Below are 26,319 nucleotides of genomic sequence, written 5' to 3' on the forward strand. Positions count from 1 at the left end.
GGATTTTCACACAGCCGCCGCCCTGCGGGGCTGACGGATGAAGGCCGCCGACAGCAGCAGCGCCAGCAGCGCGCCCGGCGCGACCGTCTGGCCGACCGCCGCCAGCGCCGGCACCTGCGCGGTGGCGAGCAGGCCGAAGGAGGCCACCGTCGTCAGATTGGCCATCAGCAGCGAGGCCAGCAGGTCGGCCCCGGCCTGCGCGTCGTCGCCGTCGGCCGGGGCGGTGCCCGAGGTCGCGGCGAGGTGGTCGAAGAACAGCGCGTAGTTCGACCCGACCGCCACCACCAGCAGCAGCCCGACCAGGTGCAGCACGCCCAGCGGCTGGCCCGACGCGGTCAGCCCGGCCAGCACCAGCACGCCGCTGGCCGCCAGCGGCCACAGCACCCGCGCCAGCCGCCGGCCCGAGCGCAGATGCCAGGCCAGCAGCGCGACGACCGCCAGCGCGCCCAGTCCGGCCTGCCAGCGCGCCTGCGTCAGGTAGCCGGCGTAGATCGCGTCCAGCTCGGGCTGGATGCGCACGACCCGGGTGTCGGGCAGCCCGGCCAGCGCCCGGTCCAGACGCGCGGCCGCCGCCGGGTCGGCCGCGGCTGCCGGGGTCATGCGCAGGCTCAGCAGCGCGGTCCACGGCGCGCCGGCCTGGCGCGGCGCGACCAGCTGCGCGTCCAGCGCGGAGGCCAGCGGCGTGCCGGCCAGACCGGCCCGGGTCAGCACCGGCGCGCGGCGCTGCGCCTGCACATCGTCGACGAAGGCCTGCAGCGACCCGGCCGGCAGCGGCCCGCCGGCGGTGGCCTGCGCCAGCGCCTGGCGCAGCGCCGCGGCCTCGGGCAGCGCGGCGCGGCGCGCGAGCTGGGTCGACGGGCTGGGCAGGCGCTGCGCCGGCGAGTCGTAGCCCGCCAGCACGCCGGCCTGGACCAGCGCCTCCAGCCGCGCGCCGGCCTGCTCGGCACGCTGCAGGGCCTGCGCCTCGTCGGGCGCCTCGATGGCGACCAGCACGCCGGCCTCGGCCGCGCCCAGGTCCTCGCGCAGCGAGGCGTCGAGCGCCATCGCCTCGGCCGGCACCGGACTCAGCGCGGCCAGCGTGCCGCGCCAGGGCGAAGGCTGCAGCGCCAGCCAGAGCGCGGCACCCGCCGCCAGCAGCGCCAGCGGCCGCGCCAGCCGCGGCAGCGCGCCGGCGAGCCGGCCGGTCGCGCGGCCCAGCGGCCCGCGCAGGCCCAGGCCGGGGCTGCCCTGCGGCGCCAGCACCGGCAGCACGAAGCGGGTGGTCAGCGTCGCGGCGACCAGGCCGCTGATCGAGAACAGCCCGAGCTGCACCAGCCCGGCGAAGCCCGAGAAGGCCAGCGCCGCGAAGCCCGCCAGCGAGGTCAGCAGCCCCAGGCGCACCGTCGGCCAGTGCTGCCGGCGCCAGCCCGCGGCGCCCAGCGCGCGCGCCTGGATCAGGTAGTAGATGCCGTAGTCGACCGCCTCGCCGATCAGCGTGGTGCCGAAGCCCAGCGTCAGCCCGTGCACCGTGCCGGTCAGCAGATCGACCGCGACGATGCCCGCCAGCACGCCCGCGCCCACCGGCAGCGCCGCCAGCAGCAGCGCCTGCGGCCGCCCGAAGGCGATCAGCAGCAGCACCAGCATCACCGCGCCGCCCGCCTTGGCCAGCCGATCGACCTCGGCGTGGATCAGCGTGCGCGACTCGACCGCGAACACGCCCGGCCCCGACAGCTCGAGCTGCAGGCCCGGCCCGGCCTGCGGTGCCACCGCCGCAAAGGCCGCGCGCACCTGCTGCTGCGCGGCGGCCTGCGCGTCCAGGTCGTCGCCGTCGGCGCGGGTGGTGGCCACCAGCAGCGCGCGCGGCTCGCGGCGCGACACCCAGACGCCGTCCTCGACGCGGGGCGCGACCGCCGGCAGCATGGCCTCGGCCATGCGCACCGTCTCGCCGGTGGGGTCGCGCATCAGGATCGGCTTGATCATCGCGCCGGCCGGCGTGCCCAGCAGCGACAGCGTCTCGTCGATGCCCGCGCGCAGGCCCTCCGGCTGGAAGCGCGCCGCGTCCACCGCCGGACTCAGCAGATAGCGCCGCTCGAACAGCAGCCGGCCCAGCGCCTGCTGCTCCGGCCCGCCGGTCTCGCCGTTGTGGACCGCGTCGAAGGCGCCGCTCTGGCGCAGCCGCGCCGCCAGCCGGCGCGAGGCCTCGGCCCGCGCGGCCGGCTCGCCGCCGCGCACGCCGATCAGCAGCACGCGGGCGGTGGCGCCGTTGCGCAGCTGCTCCATCAGCACGCGCTGGCCCGGCGTCGGCGCCGAGGGCAGGAAGGCCGACAGGTCGGCGACATAGCTGGCGCGGGCCGCGACCAGCCCGGCCAGCGCCATCAGCGCCAGCCAGATCGCCAGCGTCCAGGCGGCGGCGCGGCGCATCAGGGCGCCACCGGCTCGATGCGCAGCTGGGTGCGGTCGCCGTCGCTCATCGTCATCTGCACCTCGCGCAGCTGCGCCTGCGCGCCCAGGATGCGCAGCTGCGCGACCTGGCCGCGCAGCCGCGCGTCGCGCGGCACCAGCTCCAGCGTCCAGCGCGCCGCCTCGCCCGACAGGCGCGGCACGAACAGGCGCTCGAGCAGCTCGCGGTTGCCGGTCAGCGTGCCGCGGATCGCCTCGACGATCACCACCGCCTCCGGCACCGAGTCCAGCGTCGTGGTGCGGCTGCGCCCGCCCTGGCTCATCGTCAGCTGGTTGCCCTGCACCGCCAGGCGCTCCTGGCGCGGCTTGAGCGTCTCGCGCACGAAGGTGTCCGGCGCGGCGAAGCTCAGCCGCCCGCTCGACTCCAGCGCCAGCGGCGAGCCGCGCTCGTTCTGGAAGACCTCCCGGCGCTCGACGAAGGTGGCCTCGCCGGCGCGCACCTGCGTCAGCCGCGCCATCAGCGCGTCAAGGTCGAAGCCGGCCGCGTGCGCCGGCCCGCCCGTCGGCAGCACCAGCAGAAGCGCCAGCGCCGCCATCAGGCGGCGTCGGCCGGTCAGGGGTGCCGTCGGCGTCGTTCGCATCGGCTGCATCGGCTGCTTCATTGGCGTCCGCCCAGAAATCGAAGAAGTTGAACCAGTTGCACGGCGTCTCGCGGCACAGCCGCTCGAGCAGCGCGACATAGCGCCGCATCGCCTCGTGCACCGCCGCGTCCAGCGCGGCCTGCGCACCGGGGCCACGCGGCGGGCGCTGGCGGAAGTCGGCCAGCGTCTCGAAGCGCAGCTCGTAGCGGCGGCCGCCATGGTAGAGCCCGGTCATGAAGACCACCGGCCGGCGCAGCATCGCCGCGAGCCGGAACGGTCCGTCCGAGAAGGACGCCGGCTGGCCGAGAAAGTCCAGCCGCAGCGTGCGGCCGCGGCCGCCGGCGGGCGTGCCCCCGGCGCCACCCGGCGCGATCGTGCGATCGGCCAGCAGCCCGGCGACGCCGCCGGCGTCGAGCCACTCGCGCAGCTCCAGCATCGCCTCGAGCCGGCCCAGGCCGATCACCTTCAGCTCCACCCCGGGCGCGATCGCGCGCAGCGCGGCGTTGATCTGGCGCGCGTTGTCCTCGTACATCACCATCGCGACCTTCAGGCCGCGCCGCGCCTGGCCGAGCGCGCGCAGCGCCTCGAAGCTGCCCAGATGCGCGCCCACCAGCAGCACGCCCTGGCCGTCGAGCAGCACCTGGTCGAGGTGATCGACGCCGGTGACCTTCACGTCGAACAGATCGAAGCGCCCGCGCAGCAGGTAGACGCGGTCCAGGATGGTCGCGGCGAAGTGGTGCACATGGCGGTAGCGCTCGCGCCAGCCGGGGGCGCGACCGCACGCCCGCGCCAGGTAGGCGCGCGAGGCGCGCGTCGCCGCCCCGCCGAAGGCCAGGAAATACAGCGTGATCGGATGCAGCACCGCCCGCGAGACGCGCCGGCCCAGCAGCACCGCGATCCAGCGCATCAGCGTCAGCGCCAGCGCGTTGCTGCGCTCGCGCTGCGCGGTCCAGGCCGGCGTGCTCATCGGGCAGGCGTCGGCTCGATCTGGCCCAGCGCCACCGGCAGGCCCTCGGGCGGATCACCCGCCTCGTGGCGGCGCAGCTCGAAGTTCAGCCGCCGGCCGGCCTCGGGCGCGCTCCAGCCGATCGACAGCCGTGCGCCCGGCAGCACCGGCGCGACGAACTTGACGCTGCTGCAGCGCGGCGCCGCGCCCATCCAGGCAGCCGTCTGCGCGTCGTCCTGCAGCGCCTCGAGCACCGCGCCGAGCAGCACCACGCCGGGCAGCAGCGGCCGCCCCGGGAAATGGCCGGCGAAGGACGGATGATCCGGCGGCACCGTCCAGCGCACGCGCTCCATCCAGCCCTCAGCCATGGCCACCTCCGGCGCCGCGCGCCGCCTCGGCCAGCAGCTGCGCAGCCAGCTCGGCCAGCCGCCCGGCCGGCAGCTTGCCGCTCGGATCACGCGGCAGCGCCTCGACCCGCAGCACCCGCCGCGGCACGAAGGCCGCATCCACCCGCTGGCGCAGGCCCGCGCGCAGCTGCTCGGCGCTCACGCCGGCCTCGGCCACCACCAGCGCGACCAGGCGCACCACGCCGTCCTCGGGCTCGGGCGGCAGCCAGAAGGCGCCGTCGCGCACGCCGGGCAGGCTGTTGAGGTGGTAGTTCAGGTGCGCCAGCGAGCTGCGCTTGCCGGCGATGTTGATCAGGTCGTTGGAGCGCCCGAGCAGCCGGAAGCGCGTCGGCGACTCCACCTCGAGCACGTCGGCCAGCCGGGTCGGCTCGGGCACATGGCCGCCGCGGACCACCGCCGCGTCGCCGTCGCCGTCCAGGCGCAGGCCGTCGAAGGTCTGCCACTCCGGCCCGGCCGTCGGGCGCCGGGTCGCGACCTGGCCGGCCTCGGTGCAGCCGTAGATCTCGATCAGCGGCCCCTGCAGCGCGGCCTCGGCCCGCGCGGCAAGCTGCGGCGACAGCGGCGCGGTGGCGCTCACCGTCAGGTCCACCGGCGGCAGCGCGTCCGGCGGCAGGCCGGCGTCGAGCAGCGTCTTCAGGTGGAAGGGCGTGGTCACCAGCACCCGCGGCCGCGGCACCGAAGCCAGCACCTGCGCGATGTCGCCCGGGAAGAAGGGCCGCTCGGCGGCGAAGGCCGCGCCGCCCAGCATCGCCACCAGCACCGTCGACTCGAAGCCGTACATGTGGTGCGCCGGCACCGTGCCGACCAGGGTCACGCCCTGCAGGTCCGGCCGCCCCAGCACCTCGGCCAGACGCGCGGCCTCGGCGCGCAGGTTCACATGCAGCAGGTCCCAGCGCTTGCCATGCGGCATCGGCTGGCCGGTCGAGCCGGAGGTGAGCACCTGCGCCGCCTCGTGCGCGCCGGCGATCATCGGCATCGCCGCGCTGCCTGCCGCGTCGTTCCCGCGCGGGCGGCAAGCCGCGCCCGCCCCCTCGTCGAAGCGCACCGTCGGCAGGTCCACCGCCGGCGCCTCGTCGTCGGCCAGCACCGAGGCCTGCGGGAACAGCGCCCGCAGCCGCGCGATCATGTCCGGCGTGTGGTTGGGCGGCATCAGCCCGGCCTGGCCGCGGCACAGCGCCGCGCCCAGCGCCAGCGCGAAGCGCCAGCGGTCCGAGGTCATCGCCAGCACCGGCCCGCCCTCGGGCAGGCGCGGCGCCAGCGCGGCGACCTCGGCGAGATAGGTGCGGCGGTCGAGCGGCTTCCCGGCCCGCCAGGCCAGCGGCGCCTCGAGCGGCACGTCGGCGGCCAGCAGCGGCAGCCGTGCCGCCGGCATCGTCGTCATCGTCATCGCGGACTTCCGTCGGCCTGGTGCGCCCGCCAGGCCCGCACCGACGCCATCAGGCCGACACGCTCGAACTCCGGATGCAGCCGGTAGCGCAGCAGGTGCTCGCCGGCGAACATCGCCAGCAGCGACAGCGGCGTGACCGCGTTGACCAGCAGCGACCAGGCCTCGACCCACCCGGCGCCATGCAGGGCCAGCGACAGCAGCGCGATCGTCAGGAAATACAGCACCCAGACCTGGGTGAGCCGGCGGGTGTAGGCCGCCATCGCCGGCGTGAAGCCGGTGCGGCCGTGCACCCGCCGCGCCAGCTGCGAGATCAGCGGCTGCTGCCCGCGGCGCAGCGTCAGCGCGAAGCCCAGCGCCAGCGCGGCATGCACGCCGGCGTGCTGCACCAGCACCGCCCATTGCAGCGCGACCGCCAGCAGGCCGCCGCTCTCGGCGGTGCGGGTGATCAGCCAGTGCGAGCCGAAGGCGACGGCCAGGGCCGCCGCGGCGATCGTGGCCGGACGCAGCAGTTGCACGCGATCCACTCCAGGGCCGGACTCAGGCGGTGCGATGCGCCGCGATGTGGTCGGCCAGGCTGGCCAGCGACGCGAAGATGCGCACGTTGTTCTCGTCGTCCGAACGCAGCTGGAAGCCATAGCGCTTCGAGACGACCAGCGCGACCTCCAGGATGTCGATCGAGTCCAGGCCGAGGCCGTCGCCGTAGAGCGGAGCCTGCGGATCGATCTCCTCCGGGGCCATCTCGAGATTCAGCGCCTCCACCAGCAGGGCGGCCACCTCCAGGCGAAGCGTGTTGTCGGCAGTGCTCATTCGGGGTCTGTCCTTGTGGGGAGGCCGGTGACGGGGCCGGCGCCGGTGTCGTTGAAGGTCGGAAACCTGGATCAGGCATCAGGATCAACCCCAGATTTTAACCAGCCCCTGCACCCGATCAGGGTCGACAAGAACTCGACGGAATTAGGATGAGGGCCCGCGAGCCCCCCGTCTCCGCGTCCGACACCGATCCGCCATGCCGCCGCCCACCGCCTCCCGCTCCTCCGCCCTGCCGACGCCCGGTGCCGGCGCCCCCGCCGGCCTCGTCCACCTGCCGCATGCGCCGCTGCCCGACTACTACCGCAGCGACGACGAGGCCGAGCGCGAGCGCTTCCTGCGCCGCACCTTCGACGACACCGCGGTCGACTACGACCGGCTGGAGAAGATCCTCGGCCTGGGCACCGGCTCCTGGTACCGCCGCCAGGCGCTGCAGCGCGCCGGCCTGCGCCGCGGCATGCAGGTGGTCGACGTCGGCATGGGCACCGGCCTGGTCTCGCGCGAGATCCTGCGCCTGACCGGCGAGCCGGCGCGGCTCGTCGGCGTCGACCCGAGCCCGGGCATGATGGGCCAGGCCCGCTTCGACGTGCCGGTCGAGTGCCGCGTCGGCCGCGCCGAGGCGATTCCGGTGCCCGACGCCAGCGCCGACTTCGTCGTCATGGGCTACGCGCTGCGCCACATCGCCGACTTCGCGGCGGCCGCGGCCGAGTTCCGCCGCGTGCTCAGGCCCGGCGGCCGGCTGCTGATCCTGGAGATCACCCGGGCCGAGAGCCGCTGGGGCAATGCGCTGCTGAAGGCCTACATGCGCGGCGCGGTGCCGCTGCTGGCGCGCGCCGTCTCGAAGGCCGAGGCCACGCCGATGCTCTGGCGCTACTACTGGGACACGATCGAGGCCTGCGTGCCGCCGGCCGAGGTCATGCGCACGCTGGCCGCGCACGGCCTGGCCGAGGTCGACCGCCATGTCGAGCTCGGGATCTTCTCGGAGTACCGCGCACGCGGCTGAGCGGCGCACCAGGGACATTTGCTGCAACGCAGCAACCTGACGCAGGCCGGCCGTATCATGGGCCATCCCGATTCATGCCCGTCACGCCATGTCACCCGAACTCCGATCCCGCCCGGACTCCGACTGGGTCGCCCAGATGGAACAGGTCTGCGAGGACCTCAACCTGCGCATCGCCCGGCTGGCGATGGTGCTCGGCGTCGCGCTGGAGAAGCCCGAGGAGCTCGCGCGGGTGATCGACCATCCGGTGCCCTCGCCCGGCACGCTGCCCTGCGGCAGCGCCGAGCGGCGCGAAGCCGAGACCCGCACCGAGCTGCGCGGCCTGCTGCTGCTGCGCGGCGAGCTCGAGAAGCGCTGCGTCGACGAGTTCGGCCCGGTGGCCGCCGGCGAGATGCTGCTCGACGTCGAGGCCGAGATGGCGCGCCACGGCTTCGCGCCGGGCGCCGACGGGCTGGACGTGCGCGCCCTGTTCGGCCTGCCGCCGGCCTGAGCCGGCGCACAGGCGGGTCGCGTCAGCCGATGCGGCCCAGCAGCAGATACTCCATCAGCGCCTTCTGGACGTGCATGCGGTTCTCCGCCTCGTCCCAGACCACCGACTGCGGGCCGTCGATCACCTCGGCGGTGACCTCCTCGCCGCGGTGCGCGGGCAGGCAGTGCATGAAGAGCGCGTCCGGCCGGGCCACCGCCATCATCTCGGCGTCGACGCACCAGTCGGCGAAGGCGGTGCGGCGGGCCTCGTTCTCGGCCTCGTAGCCCATGCTGGTCCAGACGTCGGTCGTGACCAGATCGGCGCCGCGGCAGGCCTCGCGCGGATCGGTGAAGACCTTGTAGCAGTCGCTCGAGCGCACGCCGGCGACCTTCGGATCGACCTCGTAGCCGCTGGGCGTGCTGACATGCACCGTGAAGCCCAGCGTCTCGGCCGCCTGCAGCCAGGTGTTGGCCATGTTGTTGCCGTCGCCCACCCAGGCCACCACCTTGCCCTTCAGGCAGCCGAGGTCGTAGCCGTTCGCCCCGACCGGCGCGCGGTGCTCCAGGTAGGTGAACAGGTCGGCCATGATCTGGCACGGGTGGAACTCGTTGGTCAGCCCGTTGATGACCGGCACGCGGCTGTGCGCGGCGAAGGCCTCGATCTTGGTGTGCTCGAAGGTGCGGATCATGACCAGATCGGTCATGCGGCTGATGACGCGCGCCGAGTCCTCGATCGGCTCGGAGCGGCCGAGCTGGCTGTCGCCGGTGGTCAGGTGCACCACCGAGCCGCCCATCTGGTACATGCCGGCCTCGAAGCTGACGCGGGTGCGGGTGCTGGCCTTCTCGAAGATCATCGCCAGCGTGCGGTCGGCCAGCGGCTGGTAGCGCTCGTAGTTCTTGAAGCGACGCTTGATCAGGCGCGCGCGCTCGAACAGGTAGGCGTACTCCTCGGCGCGGAAGTCCTTGAACTGCAGGTAGTGCTTCATCAGGCTGTTTCCGGGTTTCATGCTGCGGCGGACTCGGCGAGGAAGGTCTTGATCACGGGCACCAGGATCGCGACGATCTCGTCGGACTCGGCCACGCTCAGCGTCAGCGGCGGCACCAGGCGCACCACGCTGTCGGCGGTCACGCTCAGCAGCAGGCCGGCCTCGAGCGCACGGGTCAGCACCACGCCGCACGGGCGATCCAGCTCGATGCCCAGCATCAGGCCGGCGCCGCGGATCTCGGTCACGCCAGCCACGCCGGCGAGCTCGCGCTCCAGCGCCGCCTTCAGGTGCGCGCCGACGGCCGCGGCGTTCTCCAGCAGGCCTTCCTCTTCCATGATGCGCAGCGTCTCGACGCCGGCGCGCATCGACAGCGGGTTGCCGCCGAAGGTGGTGCCGTGGTTGCCGGGCTTGAAGATGTGGGCCGCCCGCGGGCCGCACACCACCGCGCCGATCGGCACGCCCGAGCCCAGGCCCTTGGCCAGCGGCATCACGTCCGGCCGGATGCCGGCCCACTGGTGCGCGAACCACTTGCCGGTGCGGCCGATGCCGCACTGCACCTCGTCGAGCATCAGCAGCAGGTCGTGCTCGTCGCAGAGCGCGCGCACCGCACGCAGGTAGTCCCAGCGCGCCGCGTGGATGCCGCCCTCGCCCTGGATGGTCTCCAGGAAGACCGCGGTGATGTTCGGGTTGGACTCGACCGCGGCGCGGATCGCGTCGATGTCGTTGAGCGGCACGCGCACGAAGCCCTCGACCAGCGGGCCGAAGCCGGCCTGCACCTTCGGGTTGCCGGTGGCCGACAGCGTGGCGATCGAGCGGCCGTGGAAGGCCTTCTCGAACACGATCACCTCGGGGCGCTCGATCCCCTTGTCGTGGCCGAACTTGCGCGCGAGCTTCAGCGCCGCCTCGTTGGCCTCCAGGCCGGTGCTGCAGAAGAAGGCGTTGCTGAGACCCGACAGTTCCACGAGCCTGGCCGCGAGCTGCTCCTGGCCGGGGATGTGGTAGTAGTTCGAGCAGTGGATCAGGGTCGCGACCTGCTCCTGCAGGGCCGCGACGAACTTCGGGTGCGCGTGGCCCAGCGTGTTGACCGCGATGCCGCCCAGGCCGTCGAGGTACTCGCGGCCGGCCGAGTCCCAGACGCGGCAGCCTCGGCCTCGCACCAGCGCGATCGGCAGGCGGCCGTAGGTCGTCATCACGTGGGGTTCGGCGATCGTCGCGGACTCGGCGGTCATCTTGGGGCGCTCCGTGGAGGGGGGTGGAATCCAGTCGGGAAAAATGCAGAAGGCGCCGCACGAGGACGGCGCCCGACCCATTGTAAGGAAAGCCGACGACAGCACGCCGACAGACGCCTGAGCGATACTCGCTCCCCGCGCGCCAGTGCCGACGCGCAAGAACCGCACAGAACGAGACGCAGAGACCCGACGCCGTCCGCGGTGCCGGCCGATATCTGCCCTGACTCCACGGCTGTTCCGTCATGCCCGAGCGGCTGCTGCGCTGCAGCACAATACCGGCCTGACGGGGCAGCCGCATGCGCTTGTCACCGCAAGCAGAACAAGGCAGCAGCCCGTGACGAACAACTCGAAACCCAAACCCCGCGAAGTCTTCATCCAGGGCATCACCCGCGACGGCCGCACCTTCCGCCCGAGCGACTGGGCCGAGCGCCTGGCCGGCGCGATGTCATGCTTCCGCCCGGGCGGAAACACCCGCTCGGGCATCGGCTCGGCGATCGGCTACTCGCCCTACTGCATCCCGACCGTCATCGGCAGCACCAAGTGCGTGGTCGTCAGCGAGGCGCTGAAGGACCTCGAGCCGATGGCCTGGGACTTCGTGATGAACTTCGCCCGCGACAACGACCTGCAGGTCATGGAAGCCTGCCTGATCCCGGATCCCCCGAAGAAGGGCTGAACGCCCGCGACGCGCCGCCCCGCGCGGGCCTACCTCTTTTGCCGTCCTTTGCCGCTCGAGTTCCGCCGATCACGGCCGGAGCGGGCGGCGCATCATGCACCGGTCCCCAGATGACCCGCCGCGACCGTCCGTCCGGTGCATGCCATGCCCTCCCCCATCCCGTCCGCCCGTTCTCGCGCCAGCGTCCCGGCCACTCCTGCGGTACGCCGCCGCCGGGTGCACTACTTCAGCGGCTTCGACCCGCGCGGCGCCGGCCACTACCACCGCCTGTTCAGCCAGCAGGGTGAACGCCCCCAGCCCGGCGGCGGACGCATCGTCACCGGCGAGCGCCAGCGCGCCGGCGAGCGCTTCCACCAGTGGACCGTCGACTGGTCGCCGCAGGACGGCGTCGCGGGCGACGTGCCGGCGACGCCGGTGCGCACCGAACAGGTCTTCATGAGCTGGGACGACATCATCCGGCGCCACTGGAGCCGCCAGCCGCTGGCGCTGCTGCGCGAGTTCGCGCGGGTGCATGTGGCGATGCTGCGCGACGTCGGCCTGCGCCGCATGCATGCGCTGCGCCCGACCGCGCTGCTGACCGCGCTGCTGCCGCTGCTCTACCTGCTGGCGACGCTGCTGGTGGGCGGCTTCGTCGCCGCAGCGGTGGCGGCGCTGCCGCTGACCGCGCTGGGCCAGACCGGGCTGCGCACCGTGGCCACCGGCGTCGGCCTGGCGCTGGTGGGCATGCTGGTCTCGATCGGCGCGCAGGCCGGGCTGTTCTGGCTGATGCGCATCTACCACTTCACGCTGTGCCTGGGCCGCGGCGAGGTCGAGGGGCTCGACGGCCGCATCCGGGAATGGGTCGAGCATGTCATCGAGCGCCAGCAGGCCGATCCGGTCGACGAGGTGGTGCTCGCCGGCCACAGCGTCGGCACGCTGGTCATGGTCGAGGCGGTCGACGCGCTGATGCGCGATCCGCGCTGGCAGGCGCTGCAGGCCGGCCGGCGCACCGGCATGCTGACGCTCGGCCAGTGCTATCCGGCGCTGACGCTGCTGCCCGGCGCCGGCGCGTTCCGCGAGGCGCTGCTGCGGCTGTCGCGCCACCCGGACCTGGTCTGGCTGGACGTGAGCGCGGCGATCGATCCGATGTGCTTCGTGCGCACCGCGCCGCTGGCCGGCACCGAGCTGGCGCCGCAGGCCGGGCCGCTGCCGCGCCAGCGCGCCGCGAGCTTCTTCCAGATGTACGACCCGCTGCACTGGGCCGCCATCCGCCGCGACAAGCTGCAGGCGCATTTCCTGTACCTGATGACGCCGGACCGCGCGGGCAACTTCGACCTGTTCGCGATGCTCTACGGGCCGCGCCCGTTCGAACAGCAGTTCGCCGATTCGCGCCGACGCTGAGCCCCGGCCGCGCCTGGCGCGGCCCGCCCTGAGGATCCGCCATGTCCCGCTTCTGCCCTGCCTACCCTGCCCCGCGGCGCCAGCGCGCCTCGGGCCTGCTGATGTTCCTGAGCGCGCGCCACTCCTGGCTGGATGCGCTGTACGAGCGCAGCTACCGGATGCAGATGGGCGAGGTGCGCCTGCCCGGCCTCGACCTCTACATGGTCAACGAGCCTGCGCTGGTGCGCCGGGTGCTGGTCGAGCAGGCCGAGGACTTCCCCAAGAGCGAACTGCTCGGCCAGGCGCTGGCGCCGCTGCTGGGCGAGAGCATCTTCACCACCAGCGGCGAGCAGTGGCGGCGCCAGCGCGCGATGATGGACCCGGCCTTCGCGCAGGCCCGGCTGCAGGTGGCCTTTCCGGTCATGGCCGCCGCGACCGAGGCGATGCTGGCGCGGCTGGAGCAGCTTGCCGAGGGCGCCGAGCACGACATCGAGGTCGAGATGACCCATGTCACCGCCGACATCATCTTCCGCACCATCTTCTCGGTGCCGATGGAGGGCGAGGACGCGCGGCGCGTGTTCGACGCCTTCGCCCGCTACCAGGCGCTGGTGCCGCGGCTGGTGCTGCCGTCGATCTTCGGGCTGCGCTGGCTGGTCTGGCCCTGGGACGCCTGGCGCGCGCGCCGCGCCGCACGCGAGATCCGCGGCCTGCTCGAGACGCTGATCCGCCCGCGCTTCGAGGCCCGCCGCGCCGGCGCCGAGCATCCGCAGGCCGACATCCTCGCCGCCTTTCTCGACGCACGCGACGAGCAGGGGCGCGCCTTCGGCTTCGAGGAGCTGGTCGACCAGGTCGCGATGCTCTTCCTGGCCGGACACGAGACCTCGGCCAGCGCGCTGACCTGGGCCTGCCACCTGCTGGCGCGTGCGCCCGACATCCAGCAGCGCGTCCATGACGAGGTCGCCGTGCAGCTCGGCGCGCGCGCGCCCGGCGTGCCCGACATGAAGAGCCTGACGCTGACGCGCAACGTCTTCCGCGAGACGCTGCGGCTCTTCCCGCCGGTGGGCTTCATGGCCCGGCAGGCGCGCACCGGCTGCCCGATGCGCGGCAAGCGGGTCGAGGCCGGCTCGACCGTCGTCGTCTCGCCCTGGCTGATCCACCGCCACCGCGACGGCTGGCACGACCCGGACGCCTTCGATCCCGACCGCCACGCCCGCGACGACGAACCCGGCCAGGCCCGCGCCGGCTACCTGCCCTTCGGCATGGGCCCGCGGGTCTGCCTCGGCGCGGCCTTCGCGCTGCAGGAGGCGACGCTGATCCTGGCGCGGCTGATCGGGCGCTGGCAGCTCGAGGCGGTCGACGGTCACGAGCCGCGCCCGGTCGGCCGGCTGACGATCCGCTCGGCCAACGGCGTGCGCCTGCGCCTGCGCCGGCGTGCGGAGGTGGCAGCCGGATGAAGGAGCGTTCGGCAGGCATCCTGCTGATGTGCGCGATCGTGCCGCTGGCGGTGATCGGCTATCTGATGCTGGTCTGGATCGGCCTGTTCGGCCCGAACCGGCGCGGGCGTGCCGGCGTGCGCGCGCTCGACCATTTCGTCAACGCGACCGTCTTCGACGGCCATGCCTGGGAATCGATCTCGTCGCACGCCTGGCGGGTGCGCGAGCACAAGCGCTGGGCGCGCCTGGTCATCCGCCTCACCGACCTGTTCCAGAAGGACCACTGCCGCCGCGCCAACAAGCGCGAGCAGCCGCTGGTGGACCTGGCACTGCGCGCCGGGCTGGATCGGCGCACCATCCGCTGACGGAGCCCGACCGGAAGCCGGAAAAAGAAAAGGGACTGCTCGTCGAGCAGTCCCTTGATGTCTGGTGCGGCTGGCAGGATTCGAACCCACGACCCCTTGGTTCGTAGCCAAGTACTCTATCCAACTGAGCTACAGCCGCATCGATCTCTCGATCATCTCGGCGAATTCGTCTTTATGGTGCGGCTGGCAGGATTCGAACCCACGACCCCTTGGTTCGTAGCCAAGTACTCTATCCAACTGAGCTACAGCCGCCATGCGAATTTCGCTGAGAAAGCAATTATGGCACAGGGCAAAAAAAGAACGCAAGCCTTTTGTCGAAGTTTTTTCTTCGCGCCGCTCAGAGGCTGCGCGCGGCCTCGCGATAGCAGCGCTGCGCCAGCGCCTCGTCGCCCTCGCTCTCGGCGATCTCGGCCAGCGCGCGCCAGGCCTTCATGCGCAGCGCGGCATGGGCTTCGGACGAGGTCGCGGCCGACTCGAGCAGGCGGTGCGCCCGGCCCCAGAGCTGGCGCTCGGCCATCGCGCGGCCGGCCACGTAGGCCAGATGCGCGTCGCGCGGCAGCGCCTCGACGCTCGATTCCAGCAGCGGCAGCCAGTCGGCCGGCAGACCCGGCAGCACCTCGACGAAGGCCTCGAGCACGTCGCTGCGCTCGCGCTCGCCCAGCTCGGCCAGGCGCTCCCAGTGCGGACGCAGCCAGCCGCGCGCATCGGACAGCGCCTCGACCTCGGCCGCACGGCGCGCGGCGCGGGCGGCGACATACGGATCGCGCCGATCGGCCGCATCGAGCTGCAGCCAGATGCGGCGCAGCTGATCGGCGTCGCGCGCGGTGTCGATCGCCTCGACCGCCAGCGAGCGCAGCAGCCCCTGCGCGGCCACCGGCGTGAAGCCCTGGTGCTTGGCCAGCAGGCGGGCGGTCTTCAGCGCCTCGAGCGGCTGGCGCGCCAGCCGGGTGGCCTGCAGCTTCAGGCGCAGCGCATGGGTGCGGCGCGCCACGCCGGCGGGCAGCTGCGCGAGCTGGTCGAGCGCACGCTCGGCATCGCGGTCGTCGACCGCCCACTCGGCCGCCAGCATCCGCGCGCCCTCGCCCACCGCGGTGCCCGAGGGCATGTCCGACAGCAGCGCCTGCGCCCGCGAGAGCTGCTCGTCGCGGCGGACCTGGTCCTGCAGCCGGTGCAGCGCGCTGGCCGACAGCAGATGGGCCAGCACCGGGAAGTCAGGCTCGAGCTTCAGGTCCGGCGACTGCGCGCGGATCTCCAGCGCCTGCTGCGCGGCCTTGTGCGCGCGGCCGTAGCGGCCGGCGAAGAGCTGGGCGATGGCCTCGCGCAGCGACTTCTGCGCCGCCTGCTCGCGCTGCTGCGTGCGCCACTGGCGTGCGCGCTGCGGCAGGTCGATCAGGCTCGAGACCGCGCCGACCAGCACATGGCCGACGAAGCCCGCGGCCAGCAGCAGCAGCACGAACACGTTGATCGACAGGTCCACCCGCCACGGGGCCCAGTAGACCGACACCAGTCCGTCGTTGGCACCGAAGGTGCTCGCCGCCAGCACCGCGACGGCGAACATCGCCAGCAGCCACACCACCTGACGCATCGTGGATCCTCCTTCAGCGGCCGGCCAGCGCGGCCGCGGTCGCGGCCAGCGTGTCATCCGGACGCGGGATGCCGACCAGGCGGCTCTGCGAGGCGACCTGGCGCAGCAGCTCGGCGGCGATCTGCGTGCGCCGGGCCCCCATGTCGAAATAGGTCACCAGCGAGCGCTGCGCCGCCTGCAGGTCGGCCGAGGCCGCCTCGGGCTGGCGCGACAGCAGCGACAGCCGGGCGTTGAGCAGCCGCAGCTTCAGGTTCTCGCGCAGGAAGAAGCCCTGCTCCGGCGACAGCAGCATCGCCTCCGGGTGGTCGATGCGCGTCACCCGCAGCAGGCTGCCGATCTCGGTCCAGACCCGCTGCAGCGGCACGTCCCAGTCGAGCAGCCACTGCGGCCAGACCGACGAGGCGCCCTCGGCGGACATCGAGGCCCGCGCGGCCGGAGCGGCGGCGCGGGCCTGCTGCGCGGCAGCGACCGCGCGGCCCGAGGTCGCCGACTGCGACACCAGCGGCAGCTCGTCGGCCAGGCGCACCGACTCGTCGAGCTTGATCAGCAGCGAGCCGATGTCGGGCACCGCCACCGAGCGCACCCGGTCCATGTCGCGCGCGATGGCTCGACGCAGCGGCTCCAGCCGCGGCTGGCTCAGCCGCGCCAGGCGCTCGTCGGCGCTGCGCAGCGCCACCATCAGCGGCTCGGCGCTGCCGGTCAGCGTCGACTGCTGCAGCGCCACGCGCACCGCCGCGTCGATGTCGGAGACCGCGTTCTCGTCGCGCGAGCGCGACAGCGACTGCAGCAGCTCGTCGATCTGGCCACGCTGCAGCGCGACCTCGGACACCCGCGCCTCCATCAGCGCGACCTTGGCCGCCGCGTCGCGCGCGACCTCGTCGGCCTGGCGGGCCAGCACGCGCGCCTCGGAGGACTGCTCGCTGCTGCCCTGCTGGCGCTTGACCAGCTCCATTTCCAGCGAATGCACCCGCTGCTGCGTCTGCCAGCTGGTCCAGGCGCCGCCGGCGGCCAGCAGCGCCAGCACCAGGCCCAGCGGCATCGCCCAGCCCGGCAGCGCCGGCGCGGCCGCTGCCGCATGGACCACCACCGGCGCGGGAGCCAGCGCAGGCGCGGGTGCAGGGGCCGGGGCGGAAACAGGCGCCGGCGCAGCGGCGGGGGGCGGCGCTGCCGGCGCGGAAGCGGCCACGACCTCGGTCGGCGCCTCGGCGCCGGACTGCGGAACCGGACTGCTGGAGGGAGAGGATTGATCGTTCACGGGCAATGCGGATCCGGGAGGAGGGACCTCCCTCCGGAAAGATTGTATAGAGCGGACCGCGCCTGCGTGCGACGCATCACGCCTGCGGCTCCTGCGAGGGGTCGAGCGCCTGACGCACCTCAAGCGGATCCGGACGCACCGGCACGACCGCGGCAAAGCCGGCCGCGCGGGCGGTCTCGGCGATGCGCGGATGGGTGGCCAGCGCCGGCACGCGGCGCAGGGCCGACGTCGCACCGGCCTCCAGCGGCGCCGCCAGCAGGTGCGCGATGCACTGCGAGCTGCTGAACAGCCAGACATGCGCAGCCGGATCGCGCCCGACCGCAGCCAGCGCGGCGCACTCCGCCGCGGTCCAGGCCGGCTCGGCACGCGCGTAGGCGGCCAGGCAGTCGACGCGCGCGCCCGCCTGACGCAGCGTCGCGGCCAGCCAGTCGCGGCCGTCCTCGCCGCGCACGATCAGCACGAGCTGGCCGGACCAGTCCAGCCCGGCCAGCGCATGGCGCCACAGCGATTCGGCATCGAAGCTCGCCGCATCCTCGGGGGGCGCGGCGATCGAGCGCGCCTCGACGCCCTGCGCGCGCAGCGCCGCGATCGTGCCGGGACCGGTCGCGCCGGCCAGCGTCTGCGCCGGCCAGGCGGCGCCCTCGGGTCGCCCGGCGAAGAAGGCCAGCACCGCGTTCGGGCTGACGAACATCACCAGCCGGTGCCGCGCCAGATCGCTCCAGGCCGCACGCACCGCCGCGTCGAAGCCCTCGCGGCGCACGATGCGCATCAGCGGCAGGGCCTGCGCCGGCGCGCCCAGCGCCTGCAGCCGCGCGACCCAGTCGTCGGCCTGCGGCTGCGGCCGGGTGACGAGCACCGTCGGCAGCGCGGCGGCTGGCGTCATGCGCCGGCCGACAGCGCGGCGGCCGCGTCCAGGCAGACCTGGCCGCCGGCGGCGCGCAGCTGGCGCGCGGCCTCCAGGCCCAGCGCCTCGGCCGCGGCGGTGTCGGTCACCGCGGCCGACACGTTCACCACATGCAGCGGATATGCCGCCTCGACCGGATGGCCCAGCCGCGCCTGCAGCACCAGCGTTCCGCCCTGCCAGTGCGCCCAGGCGGCCAGCGGCATGCTGCAGCTGCCGCCCAGCGCACGCGACACCGCGCGCTCGGCATGCACCGCCAGCCAGGTCGGCGCGTCGGTCAGCGATTCCAGCGCCTCGCGCAGCGCGGTCGAATCGGTGCGCACCTCCAGGCCCAGCGCACCCTGCCCGGCCGCCGGCAGCATCACGTCCGGATCGATCACCGCGCGGATGCGCGCGGCCAGGCCCAGGCGCTTCAGGCCCGCGGCGGCCAGCACGATGCCGTCGTACTGGCCCTCGTCGAGCTTGCGCAGCCGGGTGTCGAGGTTGCCGCGCAGAGGCTGCACGTCCAGGTCCGGCCGGATCGCCTTGAGCTGCACCACCCGGCGCAGGCTCGAGGTGCCGACGCGCGCGCCCTGCGGCAGCGCCTGCACCGACTCGAAACGGGGCGAGACCCAGGCGTCGCGCGGGTCCTCGCGCTCCAGCACGGTGCACAGCGAGAAGCCCTCGGGCATCTCCATCGGCACGTCCTTGAGCGAATGCACCGCCAGGTGGGCGCGGCCCTCCTCCAGCGCGACTTCCAGCTCCTTGACGAACAGGCCCTTGCCACCGACCTTGGACAGTGCGCGATCCAGGATCTGGTCACCCTTCGTCGTCATGCCCAGCAGCTCGACGCTCCAGCCGAAGCGCTGGCGCAGCAGGGACTGGACATGCTCGGCCTGCCACAGGGCCAGGCGGCTTTCGCGGGTGGCGATGATGCACGGTGACGACAGTGTGTTCATGCCGCGATTGTCCTTCATCGGCGTGACCGGCTTCATGGACCTTTCCTGGTCCGGAAGCTGCTCTGGATCAGGGTTTCGGGTGCTAACATGCGCCGCGTAACCCGGTTACCACTCCATCGCCATCGAGGTTTCAATGCCCCGCGCTGCCCGTCCCAAGAAGAACGCCGCTTCCGCCCCCGCTCCTGAAACCCCGGTCGTCGAGACCGGGTCCGCCGCCGATGCGGCCGAGAAGAACCGACCGCTGGTCGAGGACATCCGCCTGCTCGGGCGCATCCTCGGCGACGTCATCCGCGAACAGGAAGGCAAGGCCGCCTACGAGCTGGTCGAGAAGATCCGCCAGCTCTCGGTCGCCTACCGCCTGAAGCAGGATGCGGGCGCCGGCAAGTCGCTCGACCGCCTGCTCAAGAACCTCTCGGTCGACCAGACCGTGAGCGTGATCCGCGCCTTCAGCTACTTCTCGCACCTGGCCAACATCGCCGAGGACCGCCACCATGTGCGCCGCCGCGAGGTCCACGAGCGCCAGGGCCACCTGCAGGAGGGGTCGCTCGCGATGGCCTTCGAGCGCCTGGCCGAGGCCGACATCCGCGCCGACGACATCGCCGGCACGCTCTCGCGCGCCTACATCTCGCCGGTGCTGACCGCCCACCCGACCGAGGTGCAGCGCAAGTCCATCCTGGACGCCGAGCGCGCCGTGGCCGAGCTGATCAACCAGCGCGACCACCTGCACACCGCACGCGACCGGGCCGAGAACGAGGAGCAGCTCGCCGCCCGCGTGACCCAGCTGTGGCAGACGCGCATGCTGCGCTACACCAAGCTGACCGTCTCGGACGAGATCGAGAACGCGCTGTCCTACTACCGCTCGACCTTCCTGCGCCAGATCCCGAAGATGTACCGCGAGATCGAGCATTCGCTGCCCGGCCGCGACATCGCCAACTTCTTCCGCATGGGCAACTGGATCGGCGGCGACCGCGACGGCAACCCCTTCGTGACCGCCGAGACGCTGAAGCTGGCGCTCTCGCGCCAGAGCGAGACGGCGCTGCGCCACTACCTGACCGAGGTGCACCAGCTCGGCGCCGAGCTGTCGATGTCGCTGCTGCTGTGCCCGGTCACGCCCGAGATGACGGCGCTGGCCGCGCGCTCGCCCGACCAGAACGCGCACCGCCAGGACGAGCCTTATCGCCGCGCGCTGATCGGCATCTACTCGCGCCTGGCCGCGACGCTGCACGAGCTGACCGGCACCGAGGCGCTGCGCCACGCGGTCGCGCCGCAGAACCCCTACGCCTCGGCCGAGGAGTTCCTCGCCGACCTGCGCGTGATCGAGGCCTCGCTGAAGTTCCACCACGCGCAGGCGCTGATCGCGCCCCGCCTGGCGCCGCTGATGCGCGCGGTCGAGGTCTTCGGCTTCCACCTGGCCACGGTCGACCTGCGCCAGAGCTCGGACAAGCACGAGGAGGTGGTCGCCGAGCTGCTGCGCGTGGCGCGCATCGAGGCCGACTATTCAAGCCTCGACGAGGCCGGCCGGCGCACGCTGCTGCTGAAGGTGCTGGACGACGCGCGCCCGCTGCGCGTGATCGGCGCCGACTACTCCGACCATGCCCGCAGCGAGCTGTCCATCTTCGAGACCGCGCGCGAGATGCTGGGCCGCTTCGGCCGCCACGCGCTGCGCCACTACATCATCAGCCACACCGAGGATGTCAGCGACCTGCTGGAAGTGCTGGTGCTGCAGAAGGAAGTCGGCCTGATGCGCGGCACGCTCGACAGCGGCGCGGCGGTCAACGACCTGATCGTGGTGCCCCTGTTCGAGACCATCGGCGACCTGCGCAACGCCGCGCCGATCATGGCGCAGTTCTACGCGCTGCCCGGCATCGCCGGCATGGTCGCGCGCTCGGGCCGCGAGCAGGACATCATGCTGGGCTACTCGGACAGCAACAAGGACGGCGGCTTCTTCACCAGCAACTGGGAGCTGTACGCGGCCGAACTGGCGCTGGTGGAGCTGTTCGAGCAGCTCGGCCGCGCCCACGGCATCACGCTGCGCCTGTTCCACGGCCGCGGCGGCACGGTGGGCCGCGGGGGCGGTCCGAGCTACCAGGCCATCCTGGCGCAGCCCCCCGGCACGGTGAACGGCCAGATCCGCCTGACCGAGCAGGGCGAAGTGATAGCCTCGAAGTACGCCAACCCCGAGATCGGCCTGCGCAACCTGGAGACGCTGGTGGCCGCGACGCTGGAGGCCACGCTGCTGCACCCGACCAAGAGCGCGCCGAAGGCCTTCCTGGACGCGGCGGCCGAGATCTCGGGCGCGAGCATGGCCGCCTACCGCGCGCTGGTCTACGAGACCCCGGGCTTCACCGACTACTTCTTCAGCGCCACGCCGATCCGCGAGATCGCCGAGCTCAACATCGGCTCGCGCCCGGCCTCGCGCAAGGCCACCCGCGCGATCGAGGACCTGCGCGCGATTCCCTGGGGCTTCAGCTGGGGCCAGTGCCGCGTGGCGCTGCCGGGCTGGTGCGGCTTCGGCTCGGCGGTGACGGCCTATCTGGCCGGCGCCAAGGGCGACAAGGCCCAGGCCGAGCGCCTGGCGCTGCTGCAGCGCATGTACCAGGAATGGCCCTTCTTCCGCACCCTGCTGTCCAACCTGGACATGGTGCTGGCCAAGTCGGACCTGCGCATCGCCGCGCGCTACCTCGACCTGGTCGAGGACAAGAAGCTGGGCAAGAAGATCTTCGCCGCGATCGAGGCCGAATGGCAGCGCACCAACGACGTGCTGAACCAGATCACCGGCGACGCGCAGCGCCTGGCGGCCAACCCGACGCTGGCGCGCTCGATCGAGCACCGCTTCCCGTATCTCGATCCGCTGAACCACCTGCAGGTCGAGCTGATGCGCCGCTACCGCCAGCGCCCGGCCGATGCCAAGACCGCGGGCGACCCGACGCTCGAGCGCCTGCAGCGCGGCATCCACATCTCGATCAACGGGGTGGCCGCGGGCCTGCGCAACACCGGCTGATGCGCAGATTAATTACAAATTGACACATCCGAACCTGCAGCGCATTCTCGTCGCCACACCATGACCGGGCCCCTCCCTGCGGTGGCCCGGCAGACGACAGGGAGTGCCCATCATGCTGAATGCCGCTTTCCGCCGACCGGCCCGTCCGGTCGGCGGGCCCTTTTCTTCCCTCTTCGTGGTGCTGGCGCTGCTGTGCACCACCCCGGCTGCACAGGCGCAGCAGACCTATCGCCTGACCCGACTGGGAACACAGTACGCCAACGCGATTGCCGCCAAGCCGTTCAACAGCCTCGGTCAGGTGATCTTCCAGGACCGCCAGGGATCCTCGGATCCCGGCCAGGGCGCTTTCTACGATGGCACGACGACCCATCGGATCGGCCTGTTGAATGCAGGCACGCGTTCAGAGGCTCATGCCGTCAACGACGCCGGACAGGTCGTCGGCGAGGCGGATCTCGGCATCGTCCTGCTGCCCGCAGGCACACGCCTGACGCATGCAGTGCTGTGGAGCCGCGCTGGCGGCCTGGTCGACCTCGGTTCGATGGGATATGAGACCGCCTCGGCGGTCGCGATCAATGCATCCGGACAGGTGGTGGGCAACGCCCGCTCCACCGCAGGCATGGAGCACGCCTTCTTCTGGTCAAGCACGACCGGCATGATCGACATCACCCCGCCGGGCAGCCTCAGTTCCACGGCCATGGACATCAATGCCAGCGGCCAGGTCCTGGGCAGGCACCTGCGGGCTGACGGCAGCGAAGGCGCCTTCCTCTGGACACGCAGCGGGGGCTGGACCGAACTGCCGCTCTACCCCCAGCATCTCACCGATGCGGGTCAGGTGGATGTCTGGGGATGGGTCCAGCAAAGGAGGCTGGCCCAGCTCTGGTCGCCGGGCACCGGCCTGGTGGATATCGGGTCCAGCACCTGGCAGGAGTCCTGGTCCTGGGGCATCAGCCAGAGCGGGCAGGTGGTCGGCGGCTACCGCCTCACCGTCGCTGGCGCGCTCCGAGCTTTCTCGTGGACAGCAGCCACCGGCCCCGTGGACCTGGGCAATCCAGGCGGCCCCGACGGCTCGGTCACCACGTCCATCCATCAGACGGTCAACCGCGCCGGGCAGGTGGTCGGGAACTATCGTCTCGTCGAGGGCGGGACGTCCGCGGCCTTCGTCTGGCACGCCTCGACCGGCATGGTCGATCTGCAGCGACAAGTGATCGACCTGCCCGCGGGCCTGCTGCTGCTCAATGGCAAGTCCATCGCCGAGAACGGCAACATCCTCGCCGCAACGAACGAAGGTCTGGCCCTGCTGAGCGCGAATCCGGTCGTCGCGGCCTCGCCGGTGCTGGGCACGATCGAGGCGGCCGACCCGGTCGCGACCGGACGGACGCTGGACCTGAGCGCGGCCTTCACCGATGCCGACAAGGCCGACACCCACACGGCGACCTGGTCCTGGGGTGACGGCAGCCGCCCCGTCGCCGGCACGGTGAACGAGGGCGGCGGCCGTGGCACGGTCACCGCCAGCCATGCCTTCGGCGCTCCGGGAACCTACACGGTGACGCTGACGCTGACCGACAGCACCGGCAGAAGCGACAGCACCAGCCGCGACATCAGCGTCTACGATCAGAGCCGAGGCCACATCGTCGGCGCAGGCAGCTTCATGTCACCACCCGGGGCGTTCAGGACCCATCCGAAGGCCGAGGGAAATGCGGTGTTCGCGCTGGTCACCCGCTACCAGCCCGGCGAGAGCGATCCGCCAGGGCGGATGGTGTTCGCGCTGCGCGGCACCGAGCTGACCTTCCGTGGCCAGCCCCAGGGCAGCGTGACCCTGAACGGCACACGCGCCTCCTGGAGCGGCACCGGGCGCATGAACGGCATCGACGGCTACCGGTTCGCGATCACCGCGCTCGATGCACGCACCCCGGGCGCGCTGGGCCGCGGCCGGCTGCACCTGCGCATCTGGCATGCCGACCGGCAGGGCTCGCCGGTGATCGACTACGACAACCTCGGCGATCCGGCCACGCTGGGCACGCTGCGCGAGGGCTCGGTCCCGCAGACCGGCCGCATCCTGGTGCGCAGCCGGGCCACGCCCTGATCAGGCGCGGGCGGCGACCTCAGCGGTAGCCGCTCTCGCTGGCGCTGTGAATGATCCAGATGAGGTTGCCGCCGGTGAAGTCGCCCAGGCTGCCGCCGGCGAAGATCAGGCGGCCCTGGCCCTTGTAGGCCATCTCGTAGCGGTGACGGTCGCTGCCGAAGTAGAACGGGATCCAGGCCTTGCCGGTCATGTAGGCGCCCTGGTCGGTCGGCTGGCCGACCAGATCGGTGACCTGCTTCATCGACATGCCGATCTGCAGCCGCGTGAAGCGGCTGCCCGGGGCCGGCCTGCCGGTGATCTCGCCTTCCCATCCGCCCAGGCCCTTGACCTGCTGGCCATGGCCGGCCTCGACCTTGCTCGCGTCGACGACCTCGCCGGCGGCATTCATGCCGGGGCCGACCTTCGCGCGGGCGCCGGCCGGCGCGGGGGCGGTCGCCGGCGCCGGTGCATTCGCCGCGGACTCGCCCTCCTGACGGGCCCCGGTGGCGATGCAGCCCGACATCAGCAGGCTGGCCGCCGCCAGCAGCGACAGGCCGACCCAGGGCGCCGGACGGCCGGCAGGATTCATCTTCGACATGGCATCTCCCTCGAACGAAAAGCGGATCGAGCGGCCATTCTCGTCCGAAAGATGCGCGACAGGGGTGACAGGATCAGGGGCGCGGCAGGGACGCGACAAGCCCCTCGAGCACGTTGACGACGTTGCCGCCGACCTCGGCGACCGCGTAGCCGCCCTCCATCGTCAGCACCACCGGCAGGCCGGCGCGCGCCAGGCGCTCGCCCAGGCGCAGGTAGTCGTCGGCGCGCAGGTGGAAGCCCGAGATCGGGTCGCCCTCGAAGGTGTCGACGCCCAGCGCCACCACCAGCGCCTCGGCGCGGTGGGCGGCCACCGCGGCCAGGCCCGCCTCCAGCGCCTCGAACCAGGTCGCGACCGAGGTGCCGCGCGGCAGCGGCAGGTTCAGGTTCGCGCCCAGGCCGGCGCCCTCGCCGCGCTCGTCGGCGTGGCCGAGGAAGAAGGGGTATTCGGTGCGCGGATCGCCGTGCAGCGACACCGTCAGCACGTCGTCGCGGCCGTAGAAGATCGTCTGCGTGCCGTTGCCGTGGTGGTAGTCGACATCGAGCACCGCCACCCGCGCCGCGCCGTGGTCGCGCAGCGTCTGCGCCGCCAGCGCGGCGTTGTTGAGAAAGCAGTAGCCGCCGAAGAAGTCCGGCCCGGCGTGGTGGCCGGGCGGCCGGGTCAGCGCGAAGGCGGCGCGCTCGCCGCCCGACACCGCCAGCGCGGCCGAGCGGGCGCAGGCCGCGCCCTCGCGGGCCGCCGCCCAGGTGCCGGCCATGACGGGGCTGCCGGCATCGAAGGAGAACAGGCCGATGCGCGCGGCGAAGCTCTCGGGCAGCACGTCGGCACGGAAGCCCCGCACCGGCCAGACCGCCGGCAGGATGTCGAGGTCGGCGTTGGCCGGATCGAGCGCCACCCACTCGTCCCAGGCACCGGCCAGGAAGTCGAGGTAGCGCGGCGCGTGGATCGCCGCCAGCGCCGCGTCCAGCGCGGCGTCATCCGGCGCGGGATCGTGCAGCGAGCCGACCGGCCGGCGCGCCAGCTCGGCCAGCACATGGTCCAGCCGCGCCGGCGTCTCGTGGCAGGGCACGAGGCGCCCGCGGTACATCTCCAGGCGCGCGTCGTGGCGGCGGTGGAGGGCGTTGCGGAAGATCTTCATCTGGACCGGCCCTCCCCGCCGGACGACTCACTCGCCCAGGTAGGCGGCGCGGACCTTGGGGTCCTCGAGCAGCTGGCGGCCGGCGCCGGTCATGGTGATCAGGCCGGACTCCATCACGTAGCCGCGGTCGGCCACCGCCAGCGCGCGGCTGGCGTTCTGCTCGACCAGCAGCATGGTCACGCCCTGCTTGTGGATGTCGTTGACCACCTCGAAGATCTTGTCGACCATGATCGGCGACAGGCCCATCGACGGCTCGTCGAGCAGCAGCACCTTCGGCTTGGCCATCAGCGCGCGGCCCATCGCCAGCATCTGCTGCTCGCCGCCCGACATCGTGCCGGCGAGCTGGTCGCGGCGCTCCTTCAGGCGCGGGAAGATCGAGAAGACCTTCTCGATGTCCTCCAGGATGCCCGCCTTGTCGTCGCGGATGTAGGCGCCCATCTGCAGGTTCTCGGTGATGGTCATCCGGGTGAAGGTGCCGCGACCTTCCGGAATCATCACCAGGCCCTGCTTGGCCAGATCCCAGGCCCCCTGCCCCTTCAGGCTCTTGCCAAGGTACTTCACGTCGCCGCTGCCGATCGGCTGCAGGCCGGTGACCGCCTTCAGCGTGGTGGTCTTGCCCGCGCCGTTGGCGCCGATCAGCGAGACCAGCTCGCCCTCGCGCACCTCCAGGCTGACGCCCTTGACGGCCTGGATGCCGCCGTAGGCGACCTTGACGTTCTCGATGCTGAGCAGGACCTGCCCGCTCTTCTTGTCATTGCTCGACATGG

24 protein-coding genes and 2 tRNA genes are annotated in these 26,319 nt (G+C 72.7%); 8 read left to right on the forward strand and 18 right to left on the reverse strand.

The genetic code is table 11. From position 1 onward, the window contains the following. Positions 1 to 6: 6 nt before the first annotated feature. From HNQ01_RS18470 to HNQ01_RS18500, 7 genes are read right to left on the reverse strand one after another with little or no spacing between them, the layout of a single operon-like run. On the reverse strand, positions 7 to 2,400 hold the full coding sequence (locus HNQ01_RS18470; RefSeq protein WP_173806974.1) for an MMPL family transporter: 2,394 nt from the start codon (positions 2,398 to 2,400) through the stop codon (positions 7 to 9). Next, a complete protein-coding gene (locus tag HNQ01_RS18475) occupies positions 2,400 to 2,975 on the reverse strand; it encodes a LolA-related protein (protein WP_173806975.1) in 576 nt (191 codons plus the stop codon). Before HNQ01_RS18475 ends, HNQ01_RS18470 begins: the two co-directional genes overlap by 1 nt. Then, the gene (locus HNQ01_RS18480; RefSeq protein WP_173806976.1) at positions 2,905 to 3,987 is read right to left on the reverse strand and encodes an LpxL/LpxP family acyltransferase; all 1,083 of its coding nucleotides are present in this window, start codon (positions 3,985 to 3,987) and stop codon (positions 2,905 to 2,907) included. The genes HNQ01_RS18475 and HNQ01_RS18480 overlap by 71 nt, the downstream gene beginning before the upstream one ends. After that, positions 3,984 to 4,334 carry an ApeI family dehydratase gene (locus tag HNQ01_RS22495; protein ID WP_286180961.1) on the reverse strand — a complete coding sequence of 117 codons (351 nt, stop codon included), beginning with the start codon at positions 4,332 to 4,334 and terminating at the stop codon, positions 3,984 to 3,986. Before HNQ01_RS22495 ends, HNQ01_RS18480 begins: the two co-directional genes overlap by 4 nt. After that, the gene (locus HNQ01_RS18490) at positions 4,327 to 5,760 is read right to left on the reverse strand and encodes an AMP-binding protein (protein WP_286180962.1); all 1,434 of its coding nucleotides are present in this window, start codon (positions 5,758 to 5,760) and stop codon (positions 4,327 to 4,329) included. The genes HNQ01_RS22495 and HNQ01_RS18490 overlap by 8 nt, the downstream gene beginning before the upstream one ends. Then, entirely contained in the window at positions 5,757 to 6,275 is a 519-nt protein-coding gene (locus HNQ01_RS18495) for a COG4648 family protein (protein ID WP_173806977.1), read from the reverse strand. The genes HNQ01_RS18490 and HNQ01_RS18495 overlap by 4 nt, the downstream gene beginning before the upstream one ends. Before the next feature lie 22 nt (positions 6,276 to 6,297). Beyond that, a complete protein-coding gene (locus HNQ01_RS18500) occupies positions 6,298 to 6,567 on the reverse strand; it encodes a phosphopantetheine-binding protein (RefSeq protein WP_173806978.1) in 270 nt (89 codons plus the stop codon). A 196-nt stretch (positions 6,568 to 6,763) separates the two neighbouring features. Here HNQ01_RS18500 and HNQ01_RS18505 point away from each other — a divergent pair, with 196 nt between their 5' ends. Next, the gene (locus tag HNQ01_RS18505; RefSeq protein ID WP_173806979.1) at positions 6,764 to 7,567 is read left to right on the forward strand and encodes a class I SAM-dependent methyltransferase; all 804 of its coding nucleotides are present in this window, start codon (positions 6,764 to 6,766) and stop codon (positions 7,565 to 7,567) included. A gap of 88 nt (positions 7,568 to 7,655) precedes the next feature. Beyond that, positions 7,656 to 8,054: a hypothetical protein gene (locus HNQ01_RS18510; RefSeq protein WP_173806980.1), complete on the forward strand. Its 399-nt coding sequence runs from the start codon at positions 7,656 to 7,658 to the stop codon at positions 8,052 to 8,054. Between the two features lie 22 nt (positions 8,055 to 8,076). Here HNQ01_RS18510 and argF read toward each other — a convergent pair whose 3' ends face one another. Continuing rightward, a complete protein-coding gene (gene argF, locus HNQ01_RS18515) occupies positions 8,077 to 9,039 on the reverse strand; it encodes an ornithine carbamoyltransferase (RefSeq protein WP_173806981.1) in 963 nt (320 codons plus the stop codon). Continuing rightward, entirely contained in the window at positions 9,036 to 10,247 is a 1,212-nt protein-coding gene (locus HNQ01_RS18520; RefSeq protein ID WP_173806982.1) for an aspartate aminotransferase family protein, read from the reverse strand. Before HNQ01_RS18520 ends, argF begins: the two co-directional genes overlap by 4 nt. A gap of 334 nt (positions 10,248 to 10,581) precedes the next feature. Here HNQ01_RS18520 and HNQ01_RS18525 point away from each other — a divergent pair, with 334 nt between their 5' ends. The 4 genes from HNQ01_RS18525 to HNQ01_RS18540 all read left to right on the forward strand — a co-directional run bounded on the left by HNQ01_RS18525 (position 10,582) and on the right by HNQ01_RS18540 (position 14,077). Next, complete coding sequence (locus HNQ01_RS18525) at positions 10,582 to 10,920, forward strand: DUF3579 domain-containing protein (protein ID WP_173806983.1); 339 nt, start codon at positions 10,582 to 10,584, stop codon at positions 10,918 to 10,920. A 144-nt stretch (positions 10,921 to 11,064) separates the two neighbouring features. Continuing rightward, positions 11,065 to 12,300 (forward strand): hypothetical protein, encoded by a 1,236-nt coding sequence (locus HNQ01_RS18530; RefSeq protein WP_173806984.1) that lies wholly within the window; start codon positions 11,065 to 11,067, stop codon positions 12,298 to 12,300. A 41-nt stretch (positions 12,301 to 12,341) separates the two neighbouring features. Continuing rightward, positions 12,342 to 13,733, forward strand: a complete 1,392-nt coding sequence (locus tag HNQ01_RS18535; RefSeq protein ID WP_173806985.1) for a cytochrome P450 — start codon at positions 12,342 to 12,344, stop codon at positions 13,731 to 13,733. Continuing rightward, a complete protein-coding gene (locus HNQ01_RS18540; protein WP_173806986.1) occupies positions 13,730 to 14,077 on the forward strand; it encodes a hypothetical protein in 348 nt (115 codons plus the stop codon). Before HNQ01_RS18535 ends, HNQ01_RS18540 begins: the two co-directional genes overlap by 4 nt. Before the next feature lie 62 nt (positions 14,078 to 14,139). Here HNQ01_RS18540 and HNQ01_RS18545 read toward each other — a convergent pair. From HNQ01_RS18545 to hemC, 6 genes are all read right to left on the reverse strand, one after another. Next, positions 14,140 to 14,216 (reverse strand) — tRNA-Arg (locus HNQ01_RS18545). Between the two features lie 36 nt (positions 14,217 to 14,252). Continuing rightward, a tRNA-Arg gene (locus HNQ01_RS18550) sits at positions 14,253 to 14,329 on the reverse strand. An 85-nt stretch (positions 14,330 to 14,414) separates the two neighbouring features. Beyond that, positions 14,415 to 15,662 (reverse strand): heme biosynthesis HemY N-terminal domain-containing protein, encoded by a 1,248-nt coding sequence (locus HNQ01_RS18555; RefSeq protein ID WP_173806987.1) that lies wholly within the window; start codon positions 15,660 to 15,662, stop codon positions 14,415 to 14,417. 13 nt (positions 15,663 to 15,675) lie between these two features. Beyond that, positions 15,676 to 16,917 carry a uroporphyrinogen-III C-methyltransferase gene (locus HNQ01_RS18560; RefSeq protein WP_353621737.1) on the reverse strand — a complete coding sequence of 414 codons (1,242 nt, stop codon included), beginning with the start codon at positions 16,915 to 16,917 and terminating at the stop codon, positions 15,676 to 15,678. Positions 16,918 to 16,993: 76 nt separating this feature from the next. Next, positions 16,994 to 17,800, reverse strand: coding sequence for a uroporphyrinogen-III synthase (locus HNQ01_RS18565; RefSeq protein ID WP_173806988.1), 807 nt, complete (start codon positions 17,798 to 17,800; stop codon positions 16,994 to 16,996). Continuing rightward, a complete protein-coding gene (hemC, locus tag HNQ01_RS18570; RefSeq protein ID WP_286180963.1) occupies positions 17,797 to 18,756 on the reverse strand; it encodes a hydroxymethylbilane synthase in 960 nt (319 codons plus the stop codon). The genes HNQ01_RS18565 and hemC overlap by 4 nt, the downstream gene beginning before the upstream one ends. A 133-nt stretch (positions 18,757 to 18,889) precedes the next feature. Between hemC and ppc the strand changes: the two genes are divergently transcribed. Both ppc and HNQ01_RS18580 read left to right on the forward strand, forming a co-directional pair. Next, entirely contained in the window at positions 18,890 to 21,757 is a 2,868-nt protein-coding gene (ppc, locus tag HNQ01_RS18575; protein WP_173806989.1) for a phosphoenolpyruvate carboxylase, read from the forward strand. A gap of 112 nt (positions 21,758 to 21,869) precedes the next feature. After that, on the forward strand, positions 21,870 to 23,840 hold the full coding sequence (locus HNQ01_RS18580; protein WP_173806990.1) for a PKD domain-containing protein: 1,971 nt from the start codon (positions 21,870 to 21,872) through the stop codon (positions 23,838 to 23,840). 19 nt (positions 23,841 to 23,859) lie between these two features. On the opposite strand, the gene HNQ01_RS18585 is transcribed toward HNQ01_RS18580, so the two are convergent. The 3 genes from HNQ01_RS18585 to HNQ01_RS18595 form a co-directional block, all read right to left on the reverse strand. After that, a complete protein-coding gene (locus HNQ01_RS18585) occupies positions 23,860 to 24,417 on the reverse strand; it encodes a hypothetical protein (RefSeq protein WP_286180965.1) in 558 nt (185 codons plus the stop codon). A gap of 73 nt (positions 24,418 to 24,490) precedes the next feature. Continuing rightward, positions 24,491 to 25,552: a histone deacetylase family protein gene (locus tag HNQ01_RS18590; RefSeq protein WP_173806991.1), complete on the reverse strand. Its 1,062-nt coding sequence runs from the start codon at positions 25,550 to 25,552 to the stop codon at positions 24,491 to 24,493. 27 nt (positions 25,553 to 25,579) lie between these two features. After that, complete coding sequence (locus HNQ01_RS18595) at positions 25,580 to 26,317, reverse strand: ABC transporter ATP-binding protein (protein WP_173806992.1); 738 nt, start codon at positions 26,315 to 26,317, stop codon at positions 25,580 to 25,582. Positions 26,318 to 26,319 lie beyond the last annotated feature (2 nt).

The organism is Sphaerotilus uruguayifluvii (assembly GCF_013294065.1).
GTDB lineage: Bacteria > Pseudomonadota > Gammaproteobacteria > Burkholderiales > Burkholderiaceae_C > Sphaerotilus > Sphaerotilus uruguayifluvii.